Origin of the sequence: uncultured Desulfosarcina sp., assembly GCF_963664155.2 — a bacterium.
Classification (GTDB): domain Bacteria; phylum Desulfobacterota; class Desulfobacteria; order Desulfobacterales; family Desulfosarcinaceae; genus Desulfosarcina.
The window spans coordinates 5,247,936-5,260,616 of sequence record NZ_CAXXXH010000001.1 but is presented as its reverse complement, the minus strand read 5'-3'; the positions used below and the strand labels follow the sequence as shown (position 1 = coordinate 5,260,616).

Here is a 12,681-nt window from a genome sequence, read left to right as displayed (position 1 = left end):
AAATATAAAATCATAGGATGCCATCAATATGACCGCCCAATCAACAACCGCAATAAAATCAACCCATCCCCCGCATACCGACTAAACAACTTTGGCTCCTGAAATATTCGCCAGACCCACTCCATGCTCAACTTTCTCATTAAAAAAGGGGCACGCTGAACTGTTCCGGCCATAAAATTAATCGTGGCGCCGAGATGACTGACAACCCCGGCATTCAATCGTTGCCGGTTGTGCTCGATCCACTGGGTGCCTTTTTTGGCCCCCAAGGCCACCAGAAGGATGTCCGGTTCTGTTTGGTTAATGGCATCAATAATTTCATCCGAACACATTTTCTCAACCGAACCATAACCAGGATTCAAGGCACCCACAGCCCTAAATCCGCCATGTATGCTGTTAATACGATCCATGGCCTGTTGGGCTATGTCACCCTCCCCGCCAAATAAGAATATCGTCAAAGGGTTTTTCGTATTTTTGTCCACAAGTAGCTCTTGAATCAGGGAAGAACCAGCCACAACCTCCTTTATCGGATGGCCTTTCCGCTTCGACAACCAAAGCAGTGGCTTGCCATCCAAAACGACGATGTCGCTATTTAAAATGGCTTGACGAAACGATGGATTACGCGAGGCTTCAACCACCCAATTGACGTTGATCGTCGACATCACCAGGCTGCGCTTTTCCCCTGCCCTATTACGGATCAACTGCTTTGTCTCTTCCATGGTGAGGTCGTCCACGGGAAGATCGAAGAGGGGGTAACGGGGTTTTTGGGTTAGGGGGTTAAATAGGTTTGTTGAGTTCGTTGGGTTCATGGAGTTTGTTGGCCCGGTGAAATTCGCTGCGCTGTCACCTTCGGGTCCCAGGTGAAATGCTGATGCTCGCTGCGCGATTTCACGGGATAAAAAGTTTCACTGGCTAAAGTTTGTTGAGTTTGTTGAGTTTGTTGAGTTAAAGCAGCTCAGTGCGGACTGGAAGCGGTCTTCACGATAAGTTCTTTGATGTATTCCTCCAGATCGTTGATTTCCGTTTGGACGACATGAAAAATCTTATTCAAATCGATCTTGGCGTATTCATGAACCATCAGATTGCGCAGGCCCACCGCCTTGACCATTTTTTCGGTTAACGGGCGATCGATCAGGTGATTTTCTTCCAGCATGTAAAACATCTCATTGCTGCTTCCGGGCACGCCATACCCCTCTTCACTGACGATGTGCGCGGCAAGGTCAATGCAATTCCGGACGGCCATCTGAAGGTTGAACATGATGCTTTCCTGCCGTTCGAGGTCAGTATTGAACACCTCGATATCGACATTGGCTTTATCACGAATTCTCTGGCAATGCCGCCTGACTGAACCGGCCTTGGCCATGATCAAATCTCTATCGACCATGCGACTTTCCTCCTATCAATTTTCGACGGAAACCGGCCTGGGTCATGTCCAGGTAGTAGCCGAACTCGCCGATCATCGAAAAACGGATCATCTTGAACCGGGCAAGAACGGATGGATTGTTCACGCAAACACAGACGCCCTTTTGAAAGATCTGTTTAAGCAGGGTTTCACCGGCCGTATTCATGACCACCACATGAATGTCCTTGCGAAGCTTCCTTCCCATCGCAACCGTGTATTGGCTTTGCAGCTGAAAGGCTTCAGCTTGATCCTGATGGGTTAGCACAACGCCGACATCCACGTCGCTGAACGGCCGCTCCTTTCCCGCCGCATGGGATCCGAAAAGATAGGCTGCCACGACCTCCTTGCGGTCTTTGAAATAGTTGCCGATGGTTGTTGTTGGGTTTGTTGGGGTCATGGAGTTCGTTGGGTTCGTTGGGTTTGTTGGGTTCGTTGGGTTCGTTGGGTTTGTTGGGGTCATGGAGTTTGTTGGGTTTGTTGGGTTTGTTGAGTTTGTTGAGTTTGTTGAGTTTGTTGAGTTTGTTGAGTTTGAATTTTCCCCAAAAAAGTAGACACGGTTAAAAGCAAACTGCTGACTTCTTAGCCTGTTCAAATCCGGCAGGCGTTTTGTAGCCCAAGGTCGAATGTTTGCGTTTTCGATTGTAAAAGATCTCGATGTACTCGAATATCGCCTTCAGGGTGTCCTGAGGGCCCTTGAAACGCTCGTGGTTAATCAGTTCCGATTTGATGATTCCGAAAAACGATTCGGCTACGGCATTATCCCAGCAGTCACCCTTACGGCTCATACTTTGAACAAAATGATGCTTCTTCAATACCTTTCGAAAATCCCTGCTGGCATACTGAACACCGCGATCCGAGTGGATGACCAGCCCGGCACCCGGGCGACGGCTACGGAGGCCTCGCTTAAGGGCCGTAAGCACCATTTCGGTGCTCAACGAACCGCTCAGCGCCCAGCCGACCACCATGCGCGAGAACAAGTCGATAAAGACCGTCAGGTAAAGCCAGCCGCGAGCTGTGGCCAAGTACGTGATGTCCGACACCCACACCTTGTCCGGTCCATCGGTCGTAAAATTCCGCCGCAAAAGGTTGTCCGCGACCGGATGGGAATGCTTCGAATCGGTGGTCGCCCGGTACTTGCGCCGAACGATAGAGCGAAGACCAGCGGCTTTCATCCTTCGGGCGACACGATTCTTGCTGACCGGGAATCCCATTTCGTTGAGATCATCCGTGATCTTTGGGCTGCCATAGCGCCGCTTGCTTTTCATGTAGATCGCCTTGATGTGGGCATCCAGACGTCTGTTTTCGATCGACCGGCGGCTTTCGGGACGACCGTGCCACCGGTAGTAGCCACTGCGAGACACAGCAAAGACCCGGCACATCTCCTCCACACGCCATCGCGTGCGGTGCTCGTCTATGAATCCGAATACCTGTTCGGATCTTCCGAGAAGATGGCCACGGCTTTTTTTAAGATATCACGCTCCCTGCGAAGCCGTTCATTTTCACGCTTGAGACGCCGTAGCTCATCGTCATCGGGTTTCAGGCGGCCTTTTCCCGGAAAGGCCTGGTCCCCGTCTCTAAACAGCTCACGCTTCCAGCGGCTTATGATTCCCTGGCTGATGCCCAGATCACGTTCGATTCCAGACTGCGTGTTGCCCGGTTCCGACGCCAGTCTTACAGCTTCAATTTTGAATTCTTTATCGATACGTTTTTTCCCCATGGTGGAACACCTCCTGTAGCCTCATACAACTTGGCTGTTCGGTGTGTCCACTATTTTGAGAAGAGCCAGTTTGTTGGGTTCGTTGGGTTCGTTGGGTTCATGGAGTTTGTTGGGTTTGTTGGGTTACTTTGACTTTTTGGGTTTTTTGAATTGGCTATACAGATATTTAATGAACCCTGATTCCATTTTTGAGATCAGTTCGGCTTGATTGTATATTTTGTCGAAGACATCCTGGGTTATGTAATTCTGGTCCAATGCAACGTATATTTGGCTTTGGACTTCAGCCGCCGAACTTTTTGAAATGAATAGAAATTGTATGAACTCCTTATTACTCCTGCGGGAGAAGCCCTCGGCTATATTGCTCATGACGGAAACTGCTGCGCCTTGAATCTGATTGGTTAGCCTGAAATCTTTATTGAACCGGGGACTATGGTTAATGGCTTCGTAGACACTATTAACCAGCTTTCTTGATTCCTTCCAGGCATCAATATCTTCAAAACGGTTGATTTTCATTATATAGTCGATCTTGAAAAAGTCATTTTATGACTATACCGGTTAAGGTATCTGATCTTTGATAAAATAGAAGTCGGAAGTAAAACTGGTACAAAAAATCTGCTGCCCAGCGCAGCAGTTTCCTAAAGTTCATTCCGGCTGCGCTTAAGATCGCATTGATGCAGTCGCCAAGGGTTCCTTTCAGGCGACATCGATCCATTCGATGTTCTTGTTTCAGGTGTCCAATGCCAGGCTCAACGGCCGCCCGACGCTTCATCCAGCGCCACAGGCTCTTGGCTGTTCTTCCTCGTCGTCGTTTGTCGACATGCACATCAACCTTGCCTGAGTATCCGTGACCGCGGTAGCCCATGTCCACGAACACATGCTCGGGGGGGTGGGCAATCTGTTCGACCTGCTTGAGGGCATCTTTTAACGTGTGGCCGTCATAAGGATTGCCGTGAACCGCCTTGGCACCGACGAACCAACCGCCACGGCTGGTGGCCGCTACACTGATTTTGCAGCCGAACTCGTAGCGCTTGTGCGCTTTACCTTTGCTAATGCATTCTACCGCCGGCTCATGAACACTGTAGATCTTATTCTTGTCTTTGCGCTGCTGGTGGAAAATGCGGGTGCCGATGGTAAGCAGTGATTTTAACGCTTCATCCGGATGCTGGGATTTTCTTTCAATGTCTCTGATCACCCGGCCCAGATAGGTTTTTAGTTTCCGGGTACACCGTCTGGCCCGTTTCATCTGGCGGGCATGCGCATAGCGGCTTTGCTGGGCTAAAAACTGCTTGGCGTTGCGATTGTAGTTTTGGCGAAGCGCAATGCCACGCTGCTTGGCGGCATCAACCAATTTTTGTCTGGCGCGATCATACAGGCGGGCGTCGGTGGGAAAACGAATATCTTTTTCCTGCACGGTCGTGTCCACGTTGACCCGTTTGAGCTGGTGGGGCTTGACCGCTTTGATCTTTAACCCGGCGGCAATGGTCTCTTTGAGCAGTTCTTCGGCTCCTGCTTCGCCGATGCGTTTGCGCCATCGGGACATGCTGGACGGATCGATCGGCGGATCGTGCTCGAAAAACTGCATGCCGCTCAGATACTGCCAGTAGGGGTTTTCTACCCATCCGGAAACGACATCGTCGTCACTGAGGTTGTATGAGAACTTCAGGTAGTGCAACGATACCATCAACCGGGTGCTGACACCTGGCCGACCGTTGTCCGGGCAGTAGGTTTGTCCGAACACCTCGTCCATGCGATCCCAATTGACCACTTTTGCTAGTTTTACTAGCCCATGTCCGGGATCGATGATTTTCGTGAGCTCAGGTCGGAACAGATCCCTTTGCCTGTTTTTGTGTGCAGATTGCTTGGGTTTCATGGCAGAAATTTGCAAGAAAAGAGTGGATAAAGGATTGTAATCTTGCAAATAACATAGCACAAAATAGGTAATTTTTCTAATGTTTTCTGGTGGATAAATGCTTTTTCAGGACCGACTATATAGGGTTTATCGGGTTTCTTGGGCTATTTGGGTTTGTTGGGTTGTCAATCCGATGAACTCAAGGAACACAACGAACTCAATTAACTCAACCAACGGACAAGCAACCTTCAGTTGCTTGTCACCACGCCCCCTTTGGAAACAGCACCGCCGGGATGGTCTTGAAGAGAATCTTGAAATCCAGCCATAGGCACCAGGTTTCAATGTATTGGAGGTCCAGCTCCAGCCACTTGTCAAAGGGCAGGTTGCTGCGCCCGGAGATCTGCCAGATGCAGGTCAGACCGGGTTTGACGGAAAAGCGTTTGCGCTGGATGCCCTTGTCGAACAGGTCCACATCGCGGATGGACATGGGCCGCGGGCCGACCAGGCTCATCTCGCCGCGGATGACGTTGAACAGCTGGGGCAGTTCGTCCAGGCTGGTCTTGCGGATGAAACGGCCCACGCGGGTGATGCGCGGATCATCGGTGATCTTGAAGATGGGCCCCTCGGCCTGGTTCAGATGCTCGATCTCGCACAGCTTGTCCTCGGCCCGGTCGCACATGGAGCGGAACTTCATCATGGGAAAAAGGCGTTTCTTCAGGCCGACGCGCTGCTGGATGAACAAAACCGGACCCGGGGAATCCAACTTGATGGCCAGGGCGACGATCCCCATGATCGGCAGCACGACCGGCATGGACAATAAGGTAACGACCAAGTCGAAGCAACGCTTGAACAACAGGGCCCCCTCGTCCTGGGCCACGGGTTCCAGGTTCAGCAGCGGCAGGTCGCCGGCCTGGGTCAGGCGCACACGGGCCACGTTCAGGCTGAACACGTCGGCCATGAAACGCAGCTTGATGCCCTCCTCTTCGCAGGCATAGGCGATGGGCTCGGCATCGGCCAGCAGGGAGCGGGGAATGGCGATGATGATCTCATCGACCACATGCTCTTTGAGGATCCGGTGGATGTCGTCGATAGTGCCGATCACCGGCGCACCCAGGATCTCCCAGCCCACCCGCTGCGGATCCGGGTCCAGGTGCCCAATGATCTTGATGCCCCACTCGGCCTGTTCGCGCAGCTTCAGCGAAAGCTCTTTGGCCCGTTCGCCGGTACCGATGATGATGGCCCGGATGGAGGTGGCCCCGGATTTGATGGATCGAACGAAGTAGCGCCGCACAACGACACGCACACCGGCCAGAGCCACGAAGGCCAACCCGGAGAAACCGATGATGACGGCCCGGCTGACGTAGTGGATACGCAGTAAAAACAAAAGGGCCAGCAGCACGCCGATGGACAGGGCCACCCCGCGGAACACCGCCCAGATGTATTTCAAGGCCCGCATTTCCGACGGCCCCTTATAGGCGTCGAAATAGGACAAAAAGCCGACTACCAGGGCCAGCAGCAGCGGGATGAAATAGAGGTGCGAATAGAAGTCAACGTCTCCTCCGTCCGCCATCCAGTACACGCGAATCCAGACCGCCATGATGAAGGCACCGGTGGTCAACAGGATGTCGAGTAGAAAGAGTGTGCGACCGAGTTCTACTGTTCTGTCGTCGTACATGGGGGTTTTCCTCATTAATCAGAAATGATGCTATGCGAACTTAGCTGTTCAGATTGGGGATAGTTTTAAAGAAAAAATGTTATTGAGGTCAGGAGTCAGGAGCCAGAATTCAGGAGTCAGGAGTCAGAATGCAGGAGTCAGGAGCCAGGAGCCAGAATTCAGGAGTCAGGAGCCAGAATTCAGGAGTCAGGAGCCAGAATTCAGGAGTCAGGAGTCAGAATTCAGGAGTCAGAATTCAGGAGCGAAGATAAGTACGATTCGAGCAGCTTGCTGACTTCTTCGTGTTGTTTAATTAAAGGCGAACTATCACCATATGCTAAATCATTTGAAAGGATTAGGTAATACCGACATTCTTCATTTGTATGAGGACGGACTTGACTTGACACCTTGCTAAAAAATGGGTGGTCAGATACCTTCTGGATTGTCGCCAAACAATCTAAAACAGGAGGCACATCATGACCACCCAAGACAAAATCGCAAGAGCTAAACTCAGCATACTGGAACTGGCCGAATACCTCAAGAATGTTTCCCAGGCCTGCCGCATCAACGGCGTTTCCCGCCAACATTTCTACGACATTAAAAAAGCGTATGAAGAGCACGGCCTTGAAGGCCTCAAGGATAAAAGCCGGCGCAAGCCGTGTATCAAAAATCGGGTTGCTCCTGAAATTGAAGCGGCCGTGATCAAAATGGCATTTGAATATCCGGCTTATGGTCAGGCACGAGCTGCCAATGAACTGCGTAAAGAGGGCATTCTGGTGTCATCCGGCGGTGTTCGAAGCATCTGGATTCGGCACGATCTGGAAACTTTCAAAAAACGTCTGGCATCGCTTGAAGAGCGGGCAGCCAAAGAAGGCATTGTTTACACCGAGGCCCAATTGACGGCGTTGGAAACAGCCAAGCGCAGTCGGGAATCTCACCCGGATGAAATCGAAACCCAACATTCGGGTTATCTGATCAGCCAGGATACCTTTTATGTCGGGTATCTGAAAGGTGTCGGCCGGATCTATCAGCAAACGGTGGTCGATACCTATTCGTCGGTGGCCTTTGCCAAGCTGTATACGGCCAAGATCCCCGTCACCGCTGCCGATACGCTCAATGACCGTGTGTTGCCTTTCTTTGAGGAACACAATGTCCCTGTATTGCGGGTATTGACGGATCGGGGAACCGAGTTTTGTGGCAGCCTGGATAAACACCCTTACGAGTTGTTCCTGCAACTCAACGAAATCGACCATACCAAAACTAAGGTCAGAAGCCCTCAAACCAATGGTATTTGCGAGCGTTTCCACCAAACCGTGCTGAATGAGTTCTACCGTGTGGCATTTCGAAAGAAGCTGTATCGTGATCTTGAGACTTTACAGATCGACCTGGATGAGTATATGGACGAGTATAATACAAAACGAACCCATCAGGGAAAACGCTGCAAAGGTCGTACGCCAATGGAAACATTCATTGAAGGCAAGCAGCGATATAAAGAAAAGAATCTGGAAAAAATAAATGCTGCATAACTGTCGTTGACACATCCAGAAGGTTTCTGACCACTGTCAACTCAAGTTCCGTTCAGGACACTTCATTGGATCCTTGGGCAATGTTAAGAAACTTGGCTTTGTCGGGTTTTGTTCTTTTCTTAAACCCCTCTGCTATATTTGCAGGGATTGAAACCGCAGCTCTTCGAAATTGTGACGTGAGCCCATATATTTCTGTTTTAGGAAAGGCGGCCGTATAGCGATACACCGACAAGACGAATTGATGCGCCTTCTGCCATACGATCAAGTCTTGAAAGCATCTCGCTGGCTGCCTTTTAATTCTGACTCCTGGCTCCTGGCTCCTGAATTCTATCTACCATTCTCTCGCCCATCGCCCATAGCCTACAGCCCATAGCCTATCGCCCCTCGCCCCTCGCCTTTCGCTTCACTTAACCTGTGACCTGACCTTATCTTTCAGCCTCTTCACATGCCCGCGGCCAAGCCCCTTGACCTCACAACCCAGTTCGAAATAACGGCTGATCTGGTCGTCGTTGAGAATACCGAAACAGTCGATGACGGCCACCGGCCGACCGGTCATCCCGACGACCTCGTCCGGGTTCAAATTCAGGTAAGCGCTGTGCCTGACCGCCAGCACCACCGCATCCACTGCCTCCAGGGCAACGGCAAGATCGGTTTCGACGCGCAGGTCGACGAGATCGTCCTGGTTCCTGAAAAAACGCTTCCAGGAGTGTCCCGGGGCAGGATAGGTGTCCTGCTTCTCGAATTCCCACCAGTGCTTGACATAGGGGTCGTGGACGACAACTTCTCCGCCCATTTCAACCAGTTTACGCACGATGATCTCCGACCCGGAGTAGCGCGTGTCGCCGACATCCTGGCGGTAGGATACCCCCAGGACGGCGATCCTGGACACCGGAACGATTTTGCCCATGTTGCGCAGGGCGTCCCGGACCAACTGGGGCGGCCGCAGCGCCCGCGTGTCATTGATGTCAATGGACATGGGGGTGATTTTGAACAGGTCGTCATCGAAGCCCATGAGTGTCTGGTAGGCCCACACGCCAAGTCCGCCATCTTTGGGCAGACAATAGCCCCCGATACCCGGTCCGGGAAAAATCATGTTGGAATGCGTCGGCCGGATCTTGATGGCCTCGACCACCTTGGTGATGTCGACGCCGTTGCGTTCGGCGAAAACGCTCCACTCGTCCAGAAAGGCCAATGTGGCGGCACGGTAGGAATTCTCGACGATCTTGCAGGTTTCGCTCTCGATGGGCCGGTCGAGGACGGTCAGTGGAAATTTTTTAACATTCAGGATCTCGGAGAGAAATTTGACCACTTTATCACGGGCGACATCGTTTATCCCGCTGCAAACGCGCCAGAAATCCCTGATGGAAGAGACATAGTTGCGCCCCGGCATCACCCGTTCAAATGAATGGGCGAGCAGCGGCTCTGCATCATCGAGGCCCCGTTGCTCAAAGGCTTTTTTAACGATGGGAAAAGCAACGTATTCCGTGGTGCCCGGGGGCACGGTGGTTTCGATCAGGACCAGGCAACGGGGATCGATCTTTTCTCCGATCACCTTCAGGCTCTTTTCCAGGGCACCAATGGCCGCATGCCCTTTTCTCACATCACCGAGGGTCTCTTTATGATAATCGCATTGAACGTCCACCACGACGACATCGGCCAGGGACAAGGCATCGTAGCTGAATGTGGCGGTCAGCGTCTTTTTATCGAGGACGCAGCGCTTGATCATCGGGGCCACTTCGGGATCTTCGGCCTCCACCGGGGCCACTCCCCGGTTAAGATAGGGGATCTTCCAATACGATCGCGTCGATGGGCGTTGCATGCCGATGACGAACTTTCCCGGGCTGCCTGTTTCGTTCGTCGAGTCAGCAACGACACCTGCCATCACCGCCCCTACAAACCCGACCCCCATAACCACTACGATTTCCCTGCCACGTTCCCGATGGATTTGGGCAAGCTGTTTGAGCCTCGACCACTCCTGTTCGTAATCCGCTGGAGATGGAAGTAAAAAGGACTCGCCGTTCGGGCTGTGTGAATAGTTTTCGGTGGCTTCAGACATAAAGGGTTCCTTTTTAAGAAAAGAGTGAATCGGAAAATGGTCGTCGGTTGTCGTGGGTTGATTGCCGGGCGTTGGAACTTAATCTTTCAGAAGCGCTGATTCAGGTTGTTTAGGCTACAGGCTGTGGTCTTTTGGTGACTTAGTCGACTTGTCATAAAATTTCATGTCTATTTCTGCCAGTGTAAACGCTTTCAATTACGAATGATCCCCCAAATCTCCTCCCACAGCCTATAGCCCATAGCCTACCCTACCTCGTATCCCCTTTTTTCCAGAATCTCTGCCAACGTGGTTCGCGCGGTTGTTTCCCCATGCACCAGCTTGACGGCGCCGGGCTTGGCAGGCATGGATTCGATCCAATCGACCAGGCCCTGTTGGTCGGCGTGGGCGGAGTAGCCGGACAGGGTGTGGACCCGGGCCTTGATGGTTTTGCGCACACCGTCAAGATCGATATAACCGCCGGGACGCCGGCAATATTTCTGGATGGCCCGGCCGGGCGTACCCTGGGCCTGGTAGCCGACGAAGAGAACGTCGTTCCTGGGATCGTCGATGCCCTTTTGCAGGTGGTCGACAATGCGGCCGCCGGTGCACATGCCGCTGCCGGCCAGGATAATGGCCGGGCCGTTCATATCGCAAACCTTCAGGTGATCACGGTGGTCCTCCATCGCAATCAACCCCTTGAAGTCGAGGGGGTGGTCGCCGCGTTCATTCAAGGCGCGGGCCTCTTGGTCCCAGTATGCGGACAGGCCGGCATAAATCCGGGTGATCGTCAACCCCAACGGCGAATCGACGAAGACCGGCGGGCGCTTGTTGCCCTGAAGACGAGGAAACATGCCGCGATAGCCGGGATCGGAAAAGATGCGGTCGATTTCATAGATCAGCTCCTGGGTGCGTCCCAGAGAAAAGGCCGGAATGAACACCTTGCCGTTGTCGGCCAGGGCGCGGGTGAGAATTTCTCCCAGCTGCCGGATCCGCTGGTCCCTGGGATCGTGAAGCCGGTCGCCGTAGGTCGATTCCATGACCACCAGGTCGGCCGTGTCCGGTGCCTCGGGATCACGGAGGATGGGCGTGTCCGCCGCGCCGAGATCCCCGGAAAAAAGTACCGACGCGCCGCTGCCGGCGTCCTCGAAGCGCACGAAGGCCGATCCTAAAATGTGCCCTGCCCGTCCCATCTTGAAGGATACGCCCTTTTGCAGATCGAAGGACTGGCCGAATTCAAAGCCCCAGGAGAGATCGTCGACCTGCTTCTGGAGGCGGGCGGCCTCCGGTTTGGGCAGACCCGAAAATTTCATGGCATCGGCCAGCATGGGAACCAGCAGGGCCTTGGTCGGGTGCGAGCAGATGATCTCACCGTTGAAGCCCTTCCGGATCAGTTCGGGCACACGCCCGATGTGGTCGATGTGGGCATGGGTCAAAAACAGGTAATCGATCGTGGGCGGCGATACCGGCCAGTCGTCCATGGCCGCAACGGTGTCGCCCCCCTGGGCCAGACCGCAGTCGACCATGATGGTCAGCCCACCGGCCTGCAGCAAATGGCAGGAACCGGTGACGCTGTTTTCGGCACCCAAGTGGGTTATTTTGTAATGATTATTAATTTTTGAATTAGCCACAGACGCACACGAACATTCACGGACAAAAAAGAATAATTTTGAATTTTTAGTTTTAAATTCTTAATTTAGAACGATTTCAGACCATTTATTCAAAATTCACCATTCACCATTTAACATTGCCCTTCTCTCTCGCCCAGCTTATCCCGCATTGCGGGGCTGCGCTTGACATATTTATGCATCGATTGTTAGAATAATGCATAAAAGGAGGCCATCATGAGGACAACCCTTGATTTACCCGAAGACTTAGTAACCGAGGCCATGAAAGTGACCCATATCCGCACCAAGACCAAGGTCATCATTACTGCTTTGGAGGAATTGATTCGCAAATCGAAAATCGTCGAATTAAAACAGTTCAAAGGTACCGTGGATGATCTGGATATTGATCTGGACGTGTTAAGAGGCCGTTCATGAAGGTTTTGGTCGATTCTTCGGTTTGGATAGACTATTTTCGAACAGGAAGGGACGATGACAGGCTAGACGGGTTGATCGATGAAAACATCGTCGTGATCAACGATCCGATCCTTTGCGAACTCGTCCCCTTCCTTAAATTGCGCAATCAATCCAGAATTATTGAGCTGCTCAATGCCATTGAGAGAACCGAATTGACAATTCATTGGGATCAACTCATCGATTGGCAATACCAATGCTTGAAGCAAGGCCTGAATGGTATCGGCATCCCGGATTTAATCATCGCCCAAAATGCAGTGCAGCGCCGCTGCCTGCTTTATTCACTGGATCGCCATTTTGCGTTGATCCAGAAAATCGTCCACATCAAACTGTATTAGGTCGTGGAGTGTATGTTGTGGGTTGAAGCAAGCGTCAAACGTCCACCATCGGTCAATGTTTTTTCTCACGCCCGCTGCGCTCGAGAAC

14 protein-coding genes are annotated in these 12,681 nt (G+C 52.2%); 3 read left to right on the top strand and 11 right to left on the bottom strand.

The window, feature by feature from the left end; translation table 11 throughout:
- Positions 1 to 23 precede the first annotated feature (23 nt).
- The 8 genes from ACHZBS_RS24055 to ACHZBS_RS24020 all read right to left on the bottom strand — a co-directional run bounded on the left by ACHZBS_RS24055 (position 24) and on the right by ACHZBS_RS24020 (position 6,640).
- Positions 24 to 716, bottom strand: a complete 693-nt coding sequence (locus ACHZBS_RS24055) for a WecB/TagA/CpsF family glycosyltransferase (protein WP_319409027.1) — start codon at positions 714 to 716, stop codon at positions 24 to 26.
- A 236-nt stretch (positions 717 to 952) separates the two neighbouring features.
- Positions 953 to 1,381, bottom strand: coding sequence for a DUF86 domain-containing protein (locus ACHZBS_RS24050; RefSeq protein WP_319409026.1), 429 nt, complete (start codon positions 1,379 to 1,381; stop codon positions 953 to 955).
- Positions 1,371 to 1,796 carry a nucleotidyltransferase domain-containing protein gene (locus ACHZBS_RS24045; protein WP_319409025.1) on the bottom strand — a complete coding sequence of 142 codons (426 nt, stop codon included), beginning with the start codon at positions 1,794 to 1,796 and terminating at the stop codon, positions 1,371 to 1,373. Before ACHZBS_RS24045 ends, ACHZBS_RS24050 begins: the two co-directional genes overlap by 11 nt.
- 160 nt (positions 1,797 to 1,956) lie before the next feature.
- Positions 1,957 to 2,814: an IS3 family transposase gene (locus ACHZBS_RS24040; protein WP_319409115.1), complete on the bottom strand. Its 858-nt coding sequence runs from the start codon at positions 2,812 to 2,814 to the stop codon at positions 1,957 to 1,959.
- Positions 2,811 to 3,116, bottom strand: coding sequence for a transposase (locus tag ACHZBS_RS24035; RefSeq protein WP_319409024.1), 306 nt, complete (start codon positions 3,114 to 3,116; stop codon positions 2,811 to 2,813). Before ACHZBS_RS24035 ends, ACHZBS_RS24040 begins: the two co-directional genes overlap by 4 nt.
- Before the next feature lie 123 nt (positions 3,117 to 3,239).
- Positions 3,240 to 3,629, bottom strand: a complete 390-nt coding sequence (locus ACHZBS_RS24030) for a four helix bundle protein (RefSeq protein WP_319409023.1) — start codon at positions 3,627 to 3,629, stop codon at positions 3,240 to 3,242.
- 22 nt (positions 3,630 to 3,651) lie between these two features.
- Positions 3,652 to 4,986: an IS5 family transposase gene (locus ACHZBS_RS24025; protein WP_319407203.1), complete on the bottom strand. Its 1,335-nt coding sequence runs from the start codon at positions 4,984 to 4,986 to the stop codon at positions 3,652 to 3,654.
- Positions 4,987 to 5,224: 238 nt separating this feature from the next.
- Positions 5,225 to 6,640 carry a sugar transferase gene (locus tag ACHZBS_RS24020; RefSeq protein WP_319409022.1) on the bottom strand — a complete coding sequence of 472 codons (1,416 nt, stop codon included), beginning with the start codon at positions 6,638 to 6,640 and terminating at the stop codon, positions 5,225 to 5,227.
- 455 nt (positions 6,641 to 7,095) lie between these two features.
- On the opposite strand from ACHZBS_RS24020, the gene ACHZBS_RS24015 reads away from it, so the two are divergent.
- The gene (locus ACHZBS_RS24015; protein ID WP_319408448.1) at positions 7,096 to 8,145 is read left to right on the top strand and encodes an IS481 family transposase; all 1,050 of its coding nucleotides are present in this window, start codon (positions 7,096 to 7,098) and stop codon (positions 8,143 to 8,145) included.
- A 52-nt stretch (positions 8,146 to 8,197) separates the two neighbouring features.
- On the opposite strand, the gene ACHZBS_RS24010 is transcribed toward ACHZBS_RS24015, so the two are convergent.
- From ACHZBS_RS24010 to ACHZBS_RS24000, 3 genes are all read right to left on the bottom strand, one after another.
- Positions 8,198 to 8,410, bottom strand: coding sequence for a four helix bundle protein (locus ACHZBS_RS24010; protein ID WP_319409021.1), 213 nt, complete (start codon positions 8,408 to 8,410; stop codon positions 8,198 to 8,200).
- A gap of 138 nt (positions 8,411 to 8,548) precedes the next feature.
- Positions 8,549 to 10,201 (bottom strand): UDP binding domain-containing protein, encoded by a 1,653-nt coding sequence (locus tag ACHZBS_RS24005; RefSeq protein WP_319409020.1) that lies wholly within the window; start codon positions 10,199 to 10,201, stop codon positions 8,549 to 8,551.
- Positions 10,202 to 10,443: 242 nt separating this feature from the next.
- A complete protein-coding gene (locus ACHZBS_RS24000) occupies positions 10,444 to 11,766 on the bottom strand; it encodes an MBL fold metallo-hydrolase (RefSeq protein ID WP_319409019.1) in 1,323 nt (440 codons plus the stop codon).
- Between the two features lie 255 nt (positions 11,767 to 12,021).
- Between ACHZBS_RS24000 and ACHZBS_RS23995 the strand changes: the two genes are divergently transcribed.
- Positions 12,022 to 12,219 (top strand): type II toxin-antitoxin system VapB family antitoxin, encoded by a 198-nt coding sequence (locus tag ACHZBS_RS23995; RefSeq protein WP_319409018.1) that lies wholly within the window; start codon positions 12,022 to 12,024, stop codon positions 12,217 to 12,219.
- A complete protein-coding gene (locus tag ACHZBS_RS23990) occupies positions 12,216 to 12,593 on the top strand; it encodes a PIN domain-containing protein (protein WP_319409017.1) in 378 nt (125 codons plus the stop codon). Before ACHZBS_RS23995 ends, ACHZBS_RS23990 begins: the two co-directional genes overlap by 4 nt.
- Positions 12,594 to 12,681 lie beyond the last annotated feature (88 nt).